The organism is Ruegeria sp. BHSC029 (assembly GCF_059613085.1).
Map to the genome: position 1 here is coordinate 496,310 of NZ_JBXWRU010000001.1, position 17,625 is coordinate 513,934.

General features: G+C 59.8%; 18 protein-coding genes. 9 read left to right on the forward strand and 9 right to left on the reverse strand.

Going from position 1 to position 17,625, the window contains the following annotated elements:
* The first annotated feature begins 63 nt into the window (after positions 1–63).
* The 4 genes from ctrA (at position 64) to AC2FML_RS02390 (ending at position 5,349) form a co-directional block, all read left to right on the forward strand.
* The gene (gene ctrA / locus AC2FML_RS02375) at positions 64–780 is read left to right on the forward strand and encodes a response regulator transcription factor CtrA (RefSeq protein ID WP_496781813.1); all 717 of its coding nucleotides are present in this window, start codon (positions 64–66) and stop codon (positions 778–780) included.
* A gap of 122 nt (positions 781–902) precedes the next feature.
* Positions 903–3,029 (forward strand): NAD-dependent DNA ligase LigA, encoded by a 2,127-nt coding sequence (gene ligA, locus AC2FML_RS02380; protein ID WP_496781814.1) that lies wholly within the window; start codon positions 903–905, stop codon positions 3,027–3,029.
* On the forward strand, positions 3,026–5,116 hold the full coding sequence (recG, locus tag AC2FML_RS02385; protein WP_496781816.1) for an ATP-dependent DNA helicase RecG: 2,091 nt from the start codon (positions 3,026–3,028) through the stop codon (positions 5,114–5,116). The genes ligA and recG overlap by 4 nt, the downstream gene beginning before the upstream one ends.
* 110 nt (positions 5,117–5,226) lie before the next feature.
* Positions 5,227–5,349, forward strand: coding sequence for a hypothetical protein (locus tag AC2FML_RS02390; protein ID WP_260066061.1), 123 nt, complete (start codon positions 5,227–5,229; stop codon positions 5,347–5,349).
* A gap of 187 nt (positions 5,350–5,536) precedes the next feature.
* Here AC2FML_RS02390 and AC2FML_RS02395 read toward each other — a convergent pair whose 3' ends face one another.
* Both AC2FML_RS02395 and AC2FML_RS02400 read right to left on the reverse strand, forming a co-directional pair.
* Positions 5,537–6,175, reverse strand: coding sequence for a MarC family protein (locus tag AC2FML_RS02395; protein WP_093962021.1), 639 nt, complete (start codon positions 6,173–6,175; stop codon positions 5,537–5,539).
* Between the two features lie 58 nt (positions 6,176–6,233).
* Entirely contained in the window at positions 6,234–6,686 is a 453-nt protein-coding gene (locus tag AC2FML_RS02400; RefSeq protein WP_496781818.1) for an iron-sulfur cluster assembly scaffold protein, read from the reverse strand.
* 48 nt (positions 6,687–6,734) lie between these two features.
* On the opposite strand from AC2FML_RS02400, the gene hisI reads away from it, so the two are divergent.
* Positions 6,735–7,124: a phosphoribosyl-AMP cyclohydrolase gene (hisI, locus tag AC2FML_RS02405; RefSeq protein WP_170357778.1), complete on the forward strand. Its 390-nt coding sequence runs from the start codon at positions 6,735–6,737 to the stop codon at positions 7,122–7,124.
* 15 nt (positions 7,125–7,139) lie between these two features.
* Here the strand turns inward: hisI and gluQRS are convergent, their stop codons facing one another.
* From gluQRS to AC2FML_RS02425, 4 genes are all read right to left on the reverse strand, one after another.
* The gene (gluQRS, locus tag AC2FML_RS02410; protein ID WP_496781819.1) at positions 7,140–8,018 is read right to left on the reverse strand and encodes a tRNA glutamyl-Q(34) synthetase GluQRS; all 879 of its coding nucleotides are present in this window, start codon (positions 8,016–8,018) and stop codon (positions 7,140–7,142) included.
* Entirely contained in the window at positions 8,015–8,629 is a 615-nt protein-coding gene (locus AC2FML_RS02415; protein ID WP_496781821.1) for a class I SAM-dependent DNA methyltransferase, read from the reverse strand. The genes gluQRS and AC2FML_RS02415 overlap by 4 nt, the downstream gene beginning before the upstream one ends.
* A gap of 37 nt (positions 8,630–8,666) precedes the next feature.
* Complete coding sequence (gene trmFO, locus AC2FML_RS02420) at positions 8,667–10,007, reverse strand: methylenetetrahydrofolate--tRNA-(uracil(54)-C(5))-methyltransferase (FADH(2)-oxidizing) TrmFO (protein WP_496781823.1); 1,341 nt, start codon at positions 10,005–10,007, stop codon at positions 8,667–8,669.
* Positions 10,008–10,281: 274 nt separating this feature from the next.
* Positions 10,282–11,067 carry an enoyl-CoA hydratase gene (locus AC2FML_RS02425; protein WP_170371094.1) on the reverse strand — a complete coding sequence of 262 codons (786 nt, stop codon included), beginning with the start codon at positions 11,065–11,067 and terminating at the stop codon, positions 10,282–10,284.
* Positions 11,068–11,125: 58 nt separating this feature from the next.
* Here AC2FML_RS02425 and AC2FML_RS02430 point away from each other — a divergent pair, with 58 nt between their 5' ends.
* Entirely contained in the window at positions 11,126–11,569 is a 444-nt protein-coding gene (locus tag AC2FML_RS02430; RefSeq protein WP_496781824.1) for a PaaI family thioesterase, read from the forward strand.
* A gap of 60 nt (positions 11,570–11,629) precedes the next feature.
* On the opposite strand, the gene AC2FML_RS02435 is transcribed toward AC2FML_RS02430, so the two are convergent.
* Positions 11,630–11,857, reverse strand: a complete 228-nt coding sequence (locus AC2FML_RS02435) for a DUF1127 domain-containing protein (RefSeq protein WP_170367090.1) — start codon at positions 11,855–11,857, stop codon at positions 11,630–11,632.
* Between the two features lie 99 nt (positions 11,858–11,956).
* Here AC2FML_RS02435 and AC2FML_RS02440 point away from each other — a divergent pair, with 99 nt between their 5' ends.
* The 3 genes from AC2FML_RS02440 to rpsI all read left to right on the forward strand — a co-directional run bounded on the left by AC2FML_RS02440 (position 11,957) and on the right by rpsI (position 14,475).
* Entirely contained in the window at positions 11,957–13,360 is a 1,404-nt protein-coding gene (locus tag AC2FML_RS02440; protein WP_496781827.1) for an aminotransferase-like domain-containing protein, read from the forward strand.
* 164 nt (positions 13,361–13,524) lie between these two features.
* Positions 13,525–13,983: a 50S ribosomal protein L13 gene (gene rplM / locus AC2FML_RS02445; RefSeq protein ID WP_170339225.1), complete on the forward strand. Its 459-nt coding sequence runs from the start codon at positions 13,525–13,527 to the stop codon at positions 13,981–13,983.
* A gap of 6 nt (positions 13,984–13,989) precedes the next feature.
* Positions 13,990–14,475: a 30S ribosomal protein S9 gene (gene rpsI / locus AC2FML_RS02450; RefSeq protein WP_496781829.1), complete on the forward strand. Its 486-nt coding sequence runs from the start codon at positions 13,990–13,992 to the stop codon at positions 14,473–14,475.
* Between the two features lie 71 nt (positions 14,476–14,546).
* Here the strand turns inward: rpsI and AC2FML_RS02455 are convergent, their stop codons facing one another.
* Together AC2FML_RS02455 and AC2FML_RS02460 are read right to left on the reverse strand one after the other, a co-directional pair.
* Positions 14,547–15,707, reverse strand: a complete 1,161-nt coding sequence (locus AC2FML_RS02455) for an ABC transporter substrate-binding protein (RefSeq protein WP_496781831.1) — start codon at positions 15,705–15,707, stop codon at positions 14,547–14,549.
* Positions 15,708–15,738: 31 nt separating this feature from the next.
* Positions 15,739–17,625, reverse strand: a complete 1,887-nt coding sequence (locus AC2FML_RS02460) for an AMP-dependent synthetase/ligase (protein WP_496781832.1) — start codon at positions 17,623–17,625, stop codon at positions 15,739–15,741.

Sequence of the window (17,625 nt, forward strand, 5' to 3'; positions counted from 1 at the left end):
ATTAACCATTTGTGATCAGGGTTAACCCGAACTGGAATAGTTGAGCTGAATTGGAGCAGTGCAATGCGAATTCTTCTTGTCGAGGATGATCCGACCACGTCAAAAAGCATCGAGCTGATGCTGACGCATGCCAACCTGAACGTGTATGCGACGGACCTGGGCGAAGAAGGCATAGATCTGGCCAAGCTGTATGACTACGATCTGATCCTGCTTGACCTGAACCTGCCGGACATGAACGGACATGAAGTCCTGCGTCAGTTGCGCATTGCAAGGGTTGAAACGCCGATCCTGATCCTGTCCGGAGCCGACGACACCGAAAGCAAGATCAAGGGCTTCGGTTTCGGGGCCGACGACTACCTGACCAAACCGTTCCACCGCGAGGAGTTGGTGGCGCGGATCCATGCGATCATCCGCCGATCCAAAGGTCATTCGCAATCGATTATCCGAACCAGACGAATCGCGGTCAATCTGGATGCCAAGACGGTCGAGGTCGATAATCAGGCGGTGCATCTGACCGGCAAGGAATACCAGATGCTGGAGCTTCTGAGCCTGCGCAAGGGCACGACCCTGACCAAGGAGATGTTCCTCAACCACCTTTACGGCGGCATGGACGAGCCGGAACTCAAGATCATCGACGTTTTCATCTGCAAGCTGCGCAAAAAGCTCAGCAACGCCACGGGCGGCGAGAACTACATCGAAACGGTGTGGGGCCGAGGATATGTATTGCGCGACCCCCAGACGGACAAGGTGGAAAACACTCGCTTGGCCGTCGGCGCCTGAAAATCTGACCCATCTGCCACCGCGGTCCAGGGTGGCACTCGCACTCACGGCTCAGCACATCTGGACCTGACCATGACCTCGCCCTATCACTGGGGTCCAAGACGATGTGACAGGGCGAGGCCATGAGCAATTTGATTGCAGTAGAAGATCTGACCGAGGATCAGGCTCGAGAGGAGTTGGCACGTCTTGCGGAACTCCTGCAGCGGGCCAACGACCTTTATCACGGTCAGGACGCGCCCGAGATCTCGGATGCCGAATACGATGCCCTGAAACTACGGAATCTCGAAATCGAGTCGCGGTTTCCGCAGCTAAAGCGCACCGACAGCCCCAGCGATCAGGTTGGTGCGCGGCCGGTGGACGGTTTCGGCAAAGTGATCCATGCGGTCCGCATGATGTCGCTTGGCAACGCATTCGACGATGAGGATGTAGCAGACTTCGTTCGGTCCGTTCGAAACTATCTTGGGCTGAGCGAAGAGGCGCCCCTCGAATTCACGGCCGAACCAAAGATCGACGGTTTGTCGCTGTCTCTGCGTTATGTGGACGGCGAACTGGTGCAGGCGGCAACACGGGGCGATGGGGAAGTTGGCGAAAACGTCACGGCCAATGCGTTGACCTTTTCAGATATCCCTCAAAAGATCGCCGACGCGCCCGGGATCCTGGAGGTTCGCGGCGAAGTCTATATGTCTCATGACGATTTCGAGAAGCTGAATGCCAAGCAGGCAGAGGCGGGGGCGAAGTTGTTTGCGAATCCGAGAAATGCGGCCGCCGGTTCGCTACGCCAGCTTGACCCAGAAGTTACGCGCGCAAGGCCCCTGCGGTTCTTCGCCTATGCGTGGGGCGAACTGTCCGAGCCGTTGGGAACCACCCAGTCATCTGCGTTGGATCGATTGAAGTCCTTTGGCTTTTCCACCAACGACCTGACTGCCGTTTGCAGCTCGACCGCGCAAATGCTGGAGCACTACCGCGCAATCGAAGAGCAGCGCTCTACGCTTGGCTATGACATCGACGGCGTCGTCTACAAAGTGAACGATTTGTCGTTGCAGGCCCGTCTTGGGTTTCGCTCGACCACACCAAGATGGGCGATCGCTCATAAGTTTCCTGCCGAACTCGCCTGGACCCGGCTTGAGGCGATTGACATTCAAGTTGGCCGCACCGGCGCGCTTAGCCCGGTTGCGCGGCTGCACCCGGTGACGGTTGGCGGTGTGGTCGTGTCCAATGCAACCTTGCACAACGAAGACTACATCGCCGGTCGGGATTCGAAAGGCGAACAGATCCGCGACGGCAAAGATATACGTGTTGGCGATTGGGTGCAGGTGTACCGCGCCGGCGATGTAATCCCAAAAATAGCCGACGTCGACCTGAGCAAAAGGCCGGAACAAGCTGTCCCGTTTGAGTTTCCGACGAAATGTCCGGAATGCGGCAGCGACGCGATCCGCGAGGAAGGCGACTCGGTGCGCCGCTGTACCGGAGGGGTGATCTGCCCGGCGCAAGCGGTCGAGAAACTGAAGCACTTCGTTTCCCGCAAGGCGTTTGACATCGATGGGTTGGGGGCCAAGCAGATCGAAATGTTCTACAACGACCCGGATCTGCCGATCCGTACGCCGGCAGACATTTTCACATTGCAAAAGCGGGACGCTGCAAATCTGAACAAGCTGGCCAACCGAAAAGGCTGGGGCAGTCAGAGCGCCGCAAAACTCTTTGCCGCGATCGAGGAAAAGCGGACAATTCCGCTGGGCCGCCTTCTGTTTGCGCTGGGTATTCGACACCTTGGTGAAGCCGCCTCGAACCTGATCGCCAATCACTACGGCACGTGGGACGCGTTCGAGCAGGCTGTCACGGCTGCCAGCCAATTCAGCGGACCCGAATGGGATGAACTGCTGAATATCGACGGCGTCGGTGAAGTCATGGCCCGGACCCTGGTTTCGACATTTGCTCAGGACGCAGAGCGCCAAAGCATCGATGCGCTGGTCGCCCAACTGAACGTACAAGAGGCCAAACGGCCGGATACATCGGGCAGCCCAGTCGCGGGAAAAACGGTTGTCTTTACGGGTACGCTCGAAAAAATGACCCGGGCCGAAGCAAAGGCCCGCGCGGAAGCCTTGGGGGCCAAAGTGGCTGGCTCAGTCAGCGCAAAAACGGACTATCTGGTGGCCGGCCCCGGCGCAGGTTCCAAGGCCAAGAAGGCGGCAGAGCTGGGGATCGAAACCTTGGATGAAGACAGCTGGCTGCAGTTGATCGGGGACGCATGAGCGGCCGTCCAGAGCAACTGTTCCCGCTTTTTGCAGGGCTCGAGAGGCTGGATGGTATCGGTCCCAAGACCGCACGCCTGCTGGCGCAGACCGGGCTGGAAACGCCACGCGATCTTCTGTTTGCATTGCCATATGCAGTGGTTGACCGGCGGCGGCGTGATACGATCCGGGGCGTCGATCTGCCCAAAACACTCACGGTGGAAGTCACCGTCGGCGCCCACCGCCCGCCGCACAACAGGGGCGGAGCCTATCGGATTTTCGTGCAGGACAGTCAGACCGATTTCCAGCTGGTCTTCTTTCACGCCCGGGCCGACTACCTGAAAAAGGTCCTGCCTGAGGGGGCGAGACGGGTGGTGTCCGGCAAGCTCGAACTGTTTGACGGTACAGCGCAAATGGTTCACCCGGACCACATTCTGCCGGTCGAACGGGCGAACAGCATCCCCGAGTTTGAACCGGTCTATCACCTTACCCAAGGTGTCACCCAAAAGACGGCCTACAAGGCGGCGCAAAGCGCGCTGGCACGCCTGCCAGATTTGGCGGAATGGGCGGATCCTGCACAGGTTGCCCGCCAGAGCTGGCCGACCTGGGCCGATGCAGTCCGGGCGGCTCACACACCGCAAGGTGCCGATGACGTGGCAGCGTTTGCTCCCGCGCGCGAACGTCTGGCCTATGACGAACTGTTCGCCCATCAACTGACTCTGGCTCTGGCCCGACTGCGAGAACGCAAAACTCGTGGAACCGTAAGTGTCGCGACCGGGGCGTTGCAGACCCGTGTACTGGATGCGCTTCCGTACAAACCCACTGGGGCGCAGTTGCGTGCCATACGCGAGATAACCGAGGACATGGGTGCTCCGACCCGAATGAACCGCCTGCTGCAGGGGGACGTCGGATCCGGCAAGACACTGGTTGCGTTCATGGCGCTTCTGGTTGCGGTAGAGGCCGGTGCTCAGGGTGTCATGATGGCGCCGACCGAGATCCTCGCGCGCCAGCATCTGGAGGGCCTTCGCCCCCTGGCCGAGGACGCCGGCGTGGTTCTCGAAATCCTGACGGGACGGGACAAGGGGTCCGAGCGCAAGGCGAAGCTGGCCGCGCTCAAGGCGGGTGACATCCAAATTCTGGTGGGCACTCACGCGGTTTTCCAGAACGATGTGGCATTCCATGACTTGCGTCTGGCGATTGTCGACGAACAGCACAGGTTCGGTGTCCGCCAGCGGATGGAGCTCTCTGAGAAGGGACAGGGGGCCGATGTTCTGGTCATGACAGCCACACCGATCCCACGCAGCCTTGCGCTTGCACAATATGGGGATATGGACGTCTCGGTCCTGGATGAGAAACCGCCGGGACGCAAACCGGTCAAAACTGCGATTGTCAGCACTTCGCGCATGGAGGAGGTGGTCGATCATCTGCGCCGCGCGATCGAAGACGGAAAGCAGTGTTATTGGGTCTGTCCGCTGGTCGACGAATCCGAGGTCTCCGACCTCACCGCGGCCGAGGAACGGTTCAAACACTTGCGGGCCCAGCTGGGTGACGGAATCGTCGGCCTTGTGCACGGACAGATGCCCCCGGCCGAGAAAGATGCGGCAATGGCCGCCTTTCAGGACGGGCGGACCAAGGTTTTGGTTGCGACGACGGTCATTGAGGTGGGAGTAAACGTCCCCAACGCCACGATCATGGTCATTGAGCGGGCGGAAATCTTCGGGCTGGCCCAGTTGCACCAGCTACGCGGTCGGGTCGGACGCGGGCATGACGCGTCAACCTGTCTGTTGATGTATCAAGCGCCGCTCAGCGAAGGGGGCCGAAGACGGCTGGAAGTTCTGCGGGAAACCGAAGATGGATTCAGAATTGCCGAAACGGACCTCGAGATGCGCGGGGCAGGGGACCTGATCGGGACCGCTCAATCCGGTCTTCCCCGGTTCCAGATTGCCGACCTGGAACGGCAGGCTGGACTTATGGCTGTTGCACAATCTGACGCGCGTGCGCTGCTGGCTTCGGACCCGAAATTGACCTCGGAACGAGGTCAGGCCGCGCGTGTTCTTCTTTGGTTGATGAAACAGGATCAGGCCATCCGTTTGATTTCAGTGGGTTAGCGGGTTTCGCGCAAAAAGTTCACAAATGTTCTCATAAAGTTCTTTACTGATCCCCGGAAATATGAGAACAAAAGGTCAACAAAGGATTAATTCCCGACCGGAGGTGAAACATGCTGACCCAGATCAAAAGTGCTTTCAGCCGTTCGCAAGCCACGCTTTTGCAGGATGCAGCCGGCGTAGCTTCGCTGGTTGTCATGCTGATGGTGGCGCTTCACTTGCCCGTCGGGTTCTAAGCCTTTCTGCCTGCGATCTCGTGCCGATCAACCCGCGTATGTCATCCCCATTTCAGTCAAGGGTGACCTGCCTGTCCCAAACCCCTTGAAGGGGCCGTGCCTCGGCCCCACGCGGTAATCCGGACCCCACGCGAGAAACGCATTGACTGCCGCCGCCCTTTCCGCCCGGAAGGAGCGGCGGTTTTTTTTACAATTGACCGGTTTTGAAGATCTCAAGCAGGGCTGACAGGACCGAGTTGACGGCCACCGAGGCCAGAATCATTCCCATGACCCGGCTGATGATTGCCGCCCCCGAATGACCGATCAGCCGGATGATTGGCTCGGCCAGTAGCATCAACACAAAGGCGCAGGCCAGCACGGACAGCATGACCAGCGCAGTAATGCCCTGATCCGCCACGCTGTAGCGGTGGTTGTCCGTCAGAATGACGATGGCCAGCATAGCACCGGGTGAGGCCAATGACGGGACCGCCAAGGGGAAGATCGCCGGGTTGTGCCTGTGCAGCTTGTCTTCCATGTCTTCTTCGGCCTGGCGCTGTTCGATTTCCTGTTTGCTTTCACCAAAAATCATCGTCAGCGCGAACAGGAACAGGATGATCCCGCCGGCGACCTGAAACGAGTTGAGGCCGATATCCAGCGCCTCGATCAGCAATTGTCCAAAGACCAGAAAGAACAGAAGGATGCCGGCGCTGATCAGTGCGGCCAGCAAGGCAGTGCGCCGGCGCGCGGCGGCTTCGATACCCGCAGTGACGGCAATGAAAACCGGGATGGTTCCGATCGGGTCGATGACGACCCACAAGGTTACAAAATGTTCCAGAAGGTTGTTCAATTGGCTTCTCCGTCAAATTGGTCAGGAGGTTAGCCGCCTTCGATTCAAAAGACCATGTTCAGGCGCAGTTGGCCTGTTCGGCCTTCTCGAAAGCCTCGGCGATCGCGTCCAGGGCAAGCATGATCGACGCGTGCCGGTTCTTGTAATCGCGGGCGGGCCGCAGAACTTCCAGTTCGTCAAACGGCGCATCCGGGGTGGGGCCGTCACTCTTGAGCATGGCCGCCAGCTGGTCGCGCGCGGTTTCAATTTGGGGGCGGGTTGCCCCGATGACCGATGCACCGACCACTGCCGATGCGGCCTGACCCAGTGCGCAGGCTTTCACGTCCTGACCAATCTCGGTAATCCGGCCGTCCCGCACTTTGATGTCCACGGCAACCGTCGAGCCGCACAAGGGCGACCGTTTCTTGACGGTCGCATCCGGATCTTCCAACCGCTGCAGGTGCGGAATGTCGGCCGCCAGCGCCAGAATGCGCCCGGAGTAGAGCTTAAGCAGGTCGGTTTCGCCGGACATGGGTTTCCCTCGGAGGATGTTCCCCATACATAGTGGCCATGTTCTGGGATGCAAAAGGTTTTTGCGATGTCGCGCTCTGCTACGTTCGACCCGTCGACGCTCAAATTCAATGAGGCTGGGTTGGTCCCGGCCATCGCGCAAGAGGAGAGCACCGGCGAGGTTCTCATGATGGCTTGGATGAACGCCGAGGCGATCCGAAAGACGCTGGAAACCGGGCGCGTCACCTATTGGTCGCGCTCGCGCCAGTCCTTCTGGGTCAAGGGAGAAAGCTCGGGACACGTACAGGAGTTGGTGGATTTTCGCGTCGATTGCGATCGGGATTGCCTGTTGGTTCTGGTACGACAAAGCGGCCCCGCTTGCCACACAAACCGCCGAAGCTGCTTCTACACCGCCGTCCGGGACGGGGAAGAGGTCGAATTGATGTCGCCGATGGCCTGAGGGCGCCTAGCGGGCCTAAAGACCGACCATTGCGCGGACGTCTTCGGGCGTCGCTCCTTCGGCCCGGTATTTCGCAATCGCCCTGGCGTCGTCTCGCTTGGCCAGCCGTTTTCCCGCTTCGTCCCGGATAAGTCGGTGGTGGTGATAGGTGGGCGTGTCCAACCCCAACAAGCGCTGCAGCACCACGTGGATCCCGGTTGCGTCAAACAGATCCTGACCGCGAACCACATTTGAGATGTTCTGCACCGCATCATCCAGAACGACTGACAGGTGATAAGACGTGCCCATACCCCGTCGGGCGAGGACGACATCGCCGACACCGTGCAGCATCTGTTCGTCCGACAATTCTATCCAGCCAGTCGCGCCATCCGGACCGGACCCGCTCTCGTGAAACCTCAACCCGGTGGCGTCCCTCGCGATCCGGCGCAGCGCTTCGGACATATTGAGACGCAGGGCCACATCCTCCGGGATCGCGGACTGCACCTGATATGTCCATTTTTCACGGCATGTTCCGGGATATATGACGCCGTCAGGTCCGTGCAGAGGATACCCTTCCTGCGGCGCACTGGCGGCGGCCGCGATATCCTTGCGATTGCAGGTGCACGGATATAGCAGCCCTTGGGACCACAGCCGGTTCAAGGCCCGCCGATAGAGCGGCATACGATCGGATTGCCGCAACACAGGGCGAGGCCACGTCAAACCCAACCACGTCAGATCGTCATAGATCTGATCCTCCCAATGCCGACGCGCCCGGGACTGATCGATATCCTCGATCCGCAGCAGGAACGTGCCGGAGTTTCGGGCAGCGAGGCCATACGCCAGCAATGCAGAATACGCATGACCAAGATGCAATGGCCCGGTTGGAGATGGGGCAAATCTTGTGGTGAATTTCACGTCTTTTCAACGATATATACGTCGGATTTCAAGTCCAGCCCTGGCAAGTGCGGTCCGTGTTCGCGAAACAGAAGGCGCGCCGCTCCCATGTCCAGCCATTCGTTCAGGCGCCCGGTATAGCCGGGATCATCCAATGTATGGTCGTTGAACGAAAACGCCAGCAGGCCACCTTTGGGCAAGACTTTCATCAGCATGTCGAATGTCTGGGGCGGCGCGGCGCCGGCGCCGATCACTCCGATCGCGGCGATTGCCTTGTATGCCCCCGTCTCCAACGGGTTGGGATCGGTGATGTCGATGGCAGCAAGGTTGCGGTAGACGCCCTTGGCAGCAGCACCTTTCAGCATCTCTGGTGTCGGATCGACGCCGTCGATTGCCCGGTATCCGACCTTGTGCATGGCGACACCGGACAACCCGGTCCCGCAGCCATAGTCAAGGATAGGTGTGTCCGGTTGCGGCAACTTGGACCACAACGCCTCGGCCACGCGGCCCGGCGTGGCATACCCGTGCTCGGCCACCTCATCTTCGTAAGAGGCCGCCCATTTCTGGTAATGCGCCTGGGTTTCCTGCGGCGTGTTCAGATCATATGTGTTTTTGAGGAACTTCTCGCTCATGCCGCCAGTTTAGGCGCGTGGCCCGGTCTGCGTCCAGTCAGCTTTGCGTCAGCCACTGCTGCCATGCCTCCTTGGCGCGATCGGTATAGGCTTTGTAGCGATCCTTGCGGCCGCGCCGTCCGCCTTTCAACCCGTCGACCGGTCGGAACAAACCAAAATTCACGTTCATAGGCTGAAAGGTCTTGGCCTCTGCGCCGCCGGTGATGTGGTGGATCAGCGCGCCCATGGCGCTGTCCTGCGGAACCGGGGGCAGGGAGTCGCCAAGGATCTCTGCCGCCGCGAGACGACCTGCCAGCAGGCCCATCGCGGCGCTCTCGACATATCCTTCAACCCCGGTGATTTGCCCGGCAAATCGGATGTTCGGCTTGGATTTCAGGCGCATCTGCGCATCCAGCAAAGTGGGCGAGTTGATGAAGGTGTTGCGATGGATGCCGCCCAGACGTGCAAAACTGGCATTCTCGAGCCCAGGAATCATCCGGAACACCTCGGTCTGGGCGCCATATTTCATCTTGGTCTGGAACCCAACGATGTTGAACAGCGTGCCCAAAGCGTTGTCGCGACGCAGTTGAACCACGGCATGAGGTTTTACGTCCGGCTGATGTGGATTGGTCAGGCCCACCGGTTTCATCGGCCCGTGACGGAGAGTCTCGCGCCCACGCTCGGCCATCACCTCGATCGGCAGGCAGCCATCGAAATAGCCAGCTGTTTCACCTTCGTGGAACTCGGTCTTGTCAGCGGCCAGCAGCGAGTCGATGAAAGCCTCGTACTGGTCACGGTCCATCGGGCAGTTCAGATAGGCGGTACGCTCTTCCTCGGTCTCACCTTTGTCATAGCGCGACTGCATCCACGCCTTGCTCATGTCGATCGTGTCAGCGTAGACGATCGGGGCAATCGCGTCGAAAAAGGCCAGCGCTTCGGCCCCGGTCTCGCGCTGGATCGCTGCGCCCAACGCTGGCGAGGTCAGCGGACCGGTGGCAAATATCCAATGTCCATCGTCCGGAAGCGTAGTGACTTCCTCACCGGTGACGGTGACGCGTGGGTGCGCCTTCAGCTTGGCGGTCACCGTTTCGGCAAAAGGTTCACGGTCTACGGCAAGAGCGCCGCCCGCAGGAAGTCGGTGGGCGTCTGCCGTGGTCATGATCAACCCATTGGCCGCGCGCATTTCCCAATGCAGCAAACCAACGGCATTCTGCTCGTCATCATCAGACCGGAACGAGTTGGAACAGACCATCTCGCCCAGGTTGCCGGTTTGATGCGCAAAAGTGCCCACTTTGGGGCGCATTTCGTGAATCACGACGTCCACGCCCATTTCGGCGGCCTGCCATGCGGCCTCGGATCCGGCCATGCCGCCGCCAACGATATGCAATTTCTGTGTCATGTGCGTCCAAATAGGGCAGGTGGCCCGCGCGTGCAACGGCCATCGAAAACTGCCGCCAACAAGGCAGCAACGCTATGATTTTGTTGGGAAGTCTTGGGGTCGCCGCTGCGGGAATGTCTGCGCCGGTGAGAGAAACCAGCTTGGAGGGACCTTCCGCCCACGGCGACCCAAAAGATAGTGAGGACCTCAGCCCTGTCTCAGCTTTGCCACAGAGATGCCCTTTTGAAAAGTGCAAAAATGCGAACAGTCGATAATTTTAGCCATAACAATTGCGTCATTGGGTCCAATTTGGTGAGCGTTTTTCGATAAATGCGGAAATACCTTCCTCGGTATCCCGGTGCAGCATATTTTCGGCCATCACGCCGCCGGTATAGGCATATGCCTGATCCAAAGGCATCTGAAGTTGCTGATAAAACGCCTGTTTCCCGATCTTTACCGCCGCGCCCAGTTTGGAGGCCAACTGCTCGGCCAACGACAGGGTCTCATGCTCCAACAGCGCTTCCGGAACGACACGATTGACCAGGCCCAGCTCGGCAGCCCGCTCCGCTGGTATGAAATCACCGGTGGTCAGCATCTCAAACGCCAGTTTTCGCGGAATGTTGCGGCTCAGCGCCACCATCGGCGTCGAGCAGAAGAGACCGATATTCACGCCATTGACGCCGAATCGCGTTCCTTCGGCTGCCACGGCCAGATCGCAGGTCGCCACCAGTTGGCAGCCGGCGGCCGTTGCAATGCCATGGACCTGCGCGATCACCGGTTGGGGCAGGGATTGGATCGACATCATCATTCGGGCGCAGCGATTGAACAGATCGGTGAAGTAGGCCTTGCCGCCATCTTCGGCCTGCCGGCCTGCGGTCATCTGCTTGAGGTCGTGACCGGCACAAAACGCCTTGCCTGCCCCAGACAGTATCACGGCGCGGATCGTACGATCATCGCGCAGGGTATCCAGTTCAGATTGCAGCGCCTCCAGCATTTCGTCGCTCAGCGCATTCAGCCGCTCGGGCGTTTTCATTTTCAGATGAGCGATCGCGCCCGTGTCGTTACGTTCCAAAATTGCCATCTTGCCCTCCTGCCGGCTGTGGGGCCAACTCTAGGTCGGCAAATCGAGGAGGGGAAGCATGTCATTGGCAATGAACAAGGAAGAGCTGACGGACTATCTGGCGCAGGTCTTCCCGCAGGTGCACAAGGATTTCGTCGTCATGGATCTGACCGACGACTCGATCCGCATGCGCCTCGTTGTCGAAGATCGGCATCTGCGTCCGGGCGGAACCGTGTCCGGGCCTTCGATGTTCGCCCTGGCCGATGTCTGCGTCTATTCGATGGTTCTGGCGCGAAAGGGCCGGCAATCGCTGGCGGTGACCACCAACAGTTCTATGGATTTTCTGCGTAAACCTGCCGGTGGGGCCGACATGATTGCCGAGTGCAGGTTGCTGAAACTGGGGCGTACGCTGGCTGTTGGTGACGTCCTGATTTACTCGGAAGGGCGGGAGGCGCCGGTGGCGCGCGCCAGCATGACCTACTCGTTGCCACCTGCCGGGTCCGCTGCAGCTGCGTTCGGATAAAAAATGCCGGGGACAAGCCCCGGCACAGGAAGAGGTCCCGTAATTGGGACTGGGGATATTCTAGCCAAGCCAGAATTGGCGGCGTGCTTCGCGGTCAGCCTCAAAGCGCGTCAGTCCGACATCCTTAAGCAGACGGTCGTCCAGCCTGCTCAGGTTGACGCGACTGCGGCGCCGGCGTTCCCATTGGGTGACAGTCGCCGCAAAACGCACGGCCAGCGCAGCGATCAGAGGCAGCCGGGGGCTGTCGTTCAGCAGCAAGAGGGCGGAGGTGTGCATTGCGCGTGTCATGGTAAGTATCCTTTCAAATTGTATTGACACAAAGCATAAATGTTCGGTACATTGTTGTGATACATTCGGGATTGTGTTGAACGCAAAGGAAGAATTGTAATGGATACAATTTGGCCGACAGATCTGCCAAAATCCAAGGGGCCAAAGTACACTCTGGTCGCCGATACAATTCGAAAAGCCATCGAAAAAAAGCAGCTGGAAGTCGGGGGGAAACTTCCTCCGGTGCGGGAGCTGGCATATCGATTGCAAATCACACCAGGAACGGTCGCCCGGGCTTATTCCATTCTGACCGAGGAGGGGTTGCTGCAGGCCGAGGTCGGGCGTGGTACATTCGTGGCACCACCGAAAATGCCATTGCTGGACGATGTCTGGTCACGGCAGCTTCATCTTCGCGACGACAAGTATGACGCCAATGTCAGCCTGTTCAGCCCGCGACTGCCAGATGTCGGGCAGGTGTCCCTGATACGGTCATGCCTTGCCAAGGTGGCGCAGGGGGATCCGAAGATGTTCATGAACTATCCCACCCGTGACGCTTACCTGCCGGTGCGCCAGGCTGTTGTTGATTGGCTCTCCGACTTGCCGCTGGGTGCTTTGAACGCCGATGACATCGTTCTTACGCATGGCGGACAAAGCGGACTGTGCGTCGTGTTTCAGACCGTTCTGCGCGATCCGAAACCCGTTGTTCTGGTCGAAGACCTTTCTTATGCGGGGTTCCGTCGCGCCGGTGAGTTGATGCGCGCCGAAGTTGTCGGTGTGAAAATGGACAAATGGGGTATCAGCCCCGACGCGCTGGACCACATCCTTCGTCAAACTCGTGCGCAGGCGATCTGCGTGTCGCCCGAAGTTCAGAATCCGACCGGTGGCCATTCTCCTCTTGAACGCCGCAACGAGGTGATCGAGATCGCCCGCCGCCACGATCTGCAAATCATCGAGGACGATTGCTATCGTATGGGCGAGGCACGCGCACCCAGTTACAGGGCTCTTGCGCCTGAACGGGGCTGGCACGTGTCGTCGATTTCCAAGACCCTTACGCCGGCGTTGCGCGTGGGGTTCGCCATCGCTCCGCGGGAACGCAGCGGAGACCTGCGCCGATCGGCGGAATACGGGTACTTCGGGTTGGCGCAGCCATTGGCCGAACTGACCCGCTTGCTCCTCAGTCACCCTCAATCCCGGCAAATGGCGCGGGATGTTCGCGCGAAGATGGGTGAGTATGTACGGGTGGCCGTCAATGCACTGGGTGGCTTCAATCTGAACTGGGACGCCGACATTCCCTTTGTCTGGCTAAGCCTGCCCTCCGGCTGGCGTGCTGCAGCTTTCAGCAGAGCCGCCGAGCGGGAGGGCATTCAACTCCGATCGGCAGATGAATTCGCGCTGAGGGATGGACGAGCGCCAAATGCCGTGCGCATTGCCATGAACGGGCATGTCTCGCTGAAGCAGTTCGAATCCGCCATGCTGCGTCTGCGCGCCTTACTGGACAATCCGCCCGAACAAATCAGCGTTTGATTTGGGGTAAATAGATACCTATTTTATAAGCTGATGTTTTATAATAATTAATTGGACGCTACCATTCTTGACGTGCACTTACGGGCCGTCTAAATACCCATCCATCGAATTCGGGCCGGTCCACCTTTGGGGCGGCCTTTCACATCAAACAGGATTGTCCTGACATGAAAACCTTCTCTGCAACTCCTGCAGACATCGACAAGAAGTGGATCCTGATCGACGCCGAGGGCGTTGTTCTGGGCCGTCTTGCCTCGATCGTCGCCATGCGCCTGCGTGGCAAGCACAAGCCGTCGTTCACCCCGAACATGGACATGGGCGACAACGTCATCGTCATCAACGCCGACAAGATCCAGATGACCGGCAAGAAGCGAGACGAGCACTTCTACTGGCACACTGGCCACCCGGGCGGCATCAAGTCGCGCACCAAGCAACAGATCCTGGAAGGCGCGCACCCCGAGCGTGTGGTCTTTCAGGCCGTCAAGCGCATGCTGCCGGGCAACCGTCTGTCGCGTCAGCAGATGACCAATCTGCGCATCTATGCCGGTGCCGAGCACCCGCACGAAGCCCAGGCCCCCGAAGTTCTGGATGTCAAATCCATGAACAAGAAAAACACCCGGAGCTAATGACCGATGGCTGATCAGATCAATACTCTCGAAGAGCTGAGCGCCGTCGCAGGCGTTGCAACCGTGGCCGAAGAAGTTGTTGTGCGCGAGCCCGTGCGTGACGAACTGGGTCGTTCCTATGCAACCGGCAAGCGTAAAGACGCTGTTGCCCGCGTTTGGATCAAGCCGGGTTCCGGCAAGGTCACCGTGAACGGCAAGGACCAGGACGTGTATTTCGCACGCCCCGTTCTGCAGCTGATCCTGCGCCAGCCGTTCCAGGTTGCCGGTGTCGAAGGTGAATTCGACGTTGTGGCAACCGTCAAGGGCGGTGGCCTGACCGGTCAGGCCGGTGCGGTCAAGCACGGCATCTCGAAAGCGCTGCAGCTGTACGATCCCAGCCTGCGCGGTGCCCTGAAAGCCGCGGGCTTCCTGACCCGCGACAGCCGCGTCGTGGAACGCAAGAAATACGGCAAGCGCAAAGCCCGCCGTTCGTTCCAGTTCTCGAAGCGTTAATCGCTGCCGAGTTTTTCAAATGCAAAGGGCTCGCAACCGCGAGCCCTTTTTTTCGTTGAGTTTCTCTGGCCTTACTCTTCGTAGACCATTTTCCACGCGCCGTTTTCCACCACGTTGACGTAGACCGTATCGGCGCCCTGATGGTCATCGGGGCCAAAGGTCATGTGGTTGCCGACCAGTTCATCCTGATAGTCCAGCGTCTCCATTGCAGCGATAAAGCTTTCCTGGGTCAGGTCGGGGCCTGCCGCCTCCAGCGCCTTGACCATCATTTCGGCCGCGGCATAGCCCAGCATCGAAAAGCCCACCGGGTCTTCGCCGGTGGCGGCCTTGTATTCCTCGATGAAGGCCTTGGGGGCGGGTTCATCCGCGCGGGCCCAAAGGTCCTGCCACGAGGCAGCGGCGTAGAAACCGTCGGTCACGCCACCCGGCACCTGTGCCACCACGGTCAGGAAACTGGCCGAGGTGCCCAGGAACTTCATGTCGGTCAGGCCCATCTTCTTGGCGGTGCCGACCACGGTGATGGCCTGCCGCACACCCAAGGCGATTGTGACGATGTCGCAGCCTTCTTCCTTCAGCTTGCTGAGCGAGCCCACGAAATCGGTTTCGTCAGGTTTGTGAGTGGTTTCCGCGGCAAAGGTAATGCCAGCTTCCTTGGAGCCTTCCTGACTGCCTTCCAGGATTTCCTTGCCGAAATCGGTGGGCAGATACATCGTGCAGACCTTGTCGCCACCGAATTCCTGCGCCAGATATTTCACGCCCACGCGCGCCTGGTCGTAATAGCTGGAAAACGAGGTGAACTTGTTCTTCATCGGCTCCTGCAGCATCTGCCGCGCGGCCGACAGGGGGGCGACGTTGGGGATGCCTTTGGGATCCAGCAGTTTGAACCCGGCCAGGTTCATCGGCGTGCCCAGCGATTGCAGCATCGCAAACACCTTGTCGCGGTTCAGCAGCTTGTTGTAGCCCTGCATCGCGCGCGGCATCTGGTATCCGTTGTCCTCGACCACATAGCGGATCTTGCGGCCATGCACGCCGCCATTGGCGTTGACCCGGTCGAACACCACGTTCGCGCCCTTGGTGGCCGGAACCCCCACGGCGGCGAAAATGCCGCTGAGGTCATTGACCGAGCCGATGACGATTTCGTCGTCGGTCACGCCTTGCGTTTCGGCCCAGCCCATCGAGGCCAGGGCGGACAGGGCGGTTGCTGCCGCCAGCCGTCTGATTGCTTTGGTCATGTGTTTTCCTCCCTTGGGATTGATCCCTGTTCTATTTGTACATGTCTTCAATGAGATGCGCGTGTTTCTTTTCCACCAGGCTGCGTTTCAGTTTCATCGTCGCGGTCAGTTCGTCATCATCGGCGGTCAGCAGCACGTCGATCAGGCGGAAATCCTTGATCTGCTCGACCCGCGCGAATTCCTTGTTCACCGCGGCCACTTCCGCGCCGATCAATTCGCGCACCTCGGCCGCAGCGCAGAGCGAGGCGAAGTTCGAGAACGGCACCTTGCGGTCCTGCGCGAACTTCTCGACGTTTTCCTGATCTATCATCACCAGCGCCGTCAGGTACTTGCGGCGGTCGCCGATGATCACCGCGTCCGAGATGTAATGCGAGAACTTCAACCGGCTTTCGATCTCGGCCGGGGTTATGTTCTTGCCGCCGGCGGTGATGATGATGTCCTTGAGGCGGCCGGTGATCGTGACATAGCCGTCCGCGTCCACGTGCCCCATATCGCCGGTGCGCAGCCAGCCGTCGGCGGTGAAGGTCTCGGCGGTCTTGGCATTGTTGCGCCAATAGCCCTGGAACACGTTCAGGCCGCGGATCTGGATTTCGCCCTCGTCCGAGATGCGCAGGTCGATCCCCGGTGCGGGCTTGCCGATGGTACCGATGTGGTTGGCCTCGGGCGTGTTCAGCGTGGCGATGCCCGAGGTCTCGGTCATGCCGAAGCCCTCGACCAGCGGCACGCCGATGGCCCAGTACCATTTCAGCAGCTCGGGCGAGATCGGGGCCGCGCCCGACCCGCCGCGCCGCAGCCGGTCCATGCCCAGCATCCGGCGCAGGTTGCGTAGCACCAGCCGATCCCACAGCCAGAAATTCGCGGCCACCGCCGGCGGCACCGGTCTGCCCTGCAGGATGTATTCGGCACGCTTCATCCCGGCCTTCAGCGCCATGCCAAAGGCGGCGCGCCCGGCCGGGGTGGCCTCTTGCGCCATGATCAGCACCTGCGAATAGATCTTTTCCCACACGCGCGGGACGGCGGTGAAGGTCGAGGGCGACACTTCCTGCAGGTTGGCAAAGACCGTCTCGGGGCTTTCGGCGAAATTCACTGTGCATTTCGAAGCAAGCGGGAAATAGATCGACACGTCGCGTTCAAGGATATGACACAGCGGCAAAAAGCAAAGCTGTTCGTCCGTTTCCAGCGCGGGCAGGCAGCGAGCGCCGCATTCGATCGCGGCCATGATGTTTTCGTTGCTCAGCATCGCGCCCTTGGGCATGCCGGTGGTGCCCGAGGTATAGATCAGCAGCGCCGTGTCCTGCGGCGTGGCTTGCGCGATTTCCGCCTCGAACCGGCCTGGTTCTTCGCGCTCGACCTCCCGACCGAGGGCGTAAAGATCTTCGATCATCATGCAGCGGGGATGGGTCAGGTCGTGCAGGCCTTCGTCCTCGAGGATGATGACCTTCAACAGGCCGGGCACCTCGTCTTCGATGTCCAGGAATTTGTCCAGCTGCTCTTCGTCTTCGACGATCAGAAAGCGGCTGTCGCTGTCATTGACCAGGTATTTCAGCTGGCTGGCGGAATCGGTGGTGTAGACGCCCGAGGCGATTCCGCCGACGCATTGGATGCCAAGATCGAACCACGCCCATTCCTTGCGGTCCTCGGACAGGATCGAGACGACCTCGCCGCGCTGCAGCCCCAGTTTGCGCAGCGCCAGCCCGATCCACTTGGCGTGCTGCCAGTAGTCGGCCCAGGAATAGGATTTCCAGATGCCCAGATCCTTTTCCCGATGCGCGGTGCGGTCGCCCAGGGCGGCGCAGCGTTTCTGGAACAGCGCGGGGATGGTGACGCAGCCATCGACCCGCACGGGGCGCTGGCCGGGGGTGGCGTTGAACTGGACGCCGTTGATGGTGGTCTGCTGGGGCAGGGTGGTCATGTTCAT

Coding starts and splice junctions, on each gene's coding strand:
- trmFO (WP_496781823.1), bottom strand. CDS start 10,007: ATGACACAGAAATTGCATATCGTTGGCGGCGGCATGGCCGGATCCGAG.
- AC2FML_RS02435 (WP_170367090.1), bottom strand. CDS start 11,857: ATGACACGCGCAATGCACACCTCCGCCCTCTTGCTGCTGAACGACAGC.
- AC2FML_RS02460 (WP_496781832.1), bottom strand. CDS start 17,625: ATGAACATGACCACCCTGCCCCAGCAGACCACCATCAACGGCGTCCAG.
- ctrA (WP_496781813.1), top strand. CDS start 64: ATGCGAATTCTTCTTGTCGAGGATGATCCGACCACGTCAAAAAGCATC.
- AC2FML_RS02425 (WP_170371094.1), bottom strand. CDS start 11,067: ATGGCAATTTTGGAACGTAACGACACGGGCGCGATCGCTCATCTGAAA.
- recG (WP_496781816.1), top strand. CDS start 3,026: ATGAGCGGCCGTCCAGAGCAACTGTTCCCGCTTTTTGCAGGGCTCGAG.
- rplM (WP_170339225.1), top strand. CDS start 13,525: ATGAAAACCTTCTCTGCAACTCCTGCAGACATCGACAAGAAGTGGATC.
- AC2FML_RS02455 (WP_496781831.1), bottom strand. CDS start 15,707: ATGACCAAAGCAATCAGACGGCTGGCGGCAGCAACCGCCCTGTCCGCC.
- ligA (WP_496781814.1), top strand. CDS start 903: ATGAGCAATTTGATTGCAGTAGAAGATCTGACCGAGGATCAGGCTCGA.
- AC2FML_RS02390 (WP_260066061.1), top strand. CDS start 5,227: ATGCTGACCCAGATCAAAAGTGCTTTCAGCCGTTCGCAAGCCACGCTT.
- rpsI (WP_496781829.1), top strand. CDS start 13,990: ATGGCTGATCAGATCAATACTCTCGAAGAGCTGAGCGCCGTCGCAGGC.
- hisI (WP_170357778.1), top strand. CDS start 6,735: ATGCAAAAGGTTTTTGCGATGTCGCGCTCTGCTACGTTCGACCCGTCG.
- AC2FML_RS02415 (WP_496781821.1), bottom strand. CDS start 8,629: ATGAGCGAGAAGTTCCTCAAAAACACATATGATCTGAACACGCCGCAG.
- AC2FML_RS02430 (WP_496781824.1), top strand. CDS start 11,126: ATGTCATTGGCAATGAACAAGGAAGAGCTGACGGACTATCTGGCGCAG.
- AC2FML_RS02400 (WP_496781818.1), bottom strand. CDS start 6,686: ATGTCCGGCGAAACCGACCTGCTTAAGCTCTACTCCGGGCGCATTCTG.
- AC2FML_RS02440 (WP_496781827.1), top strand. CDS start 11,957: ATGGATACAATTTGGCCGACAGATCTGCCAAAATCCAAGGGGCCAAAG.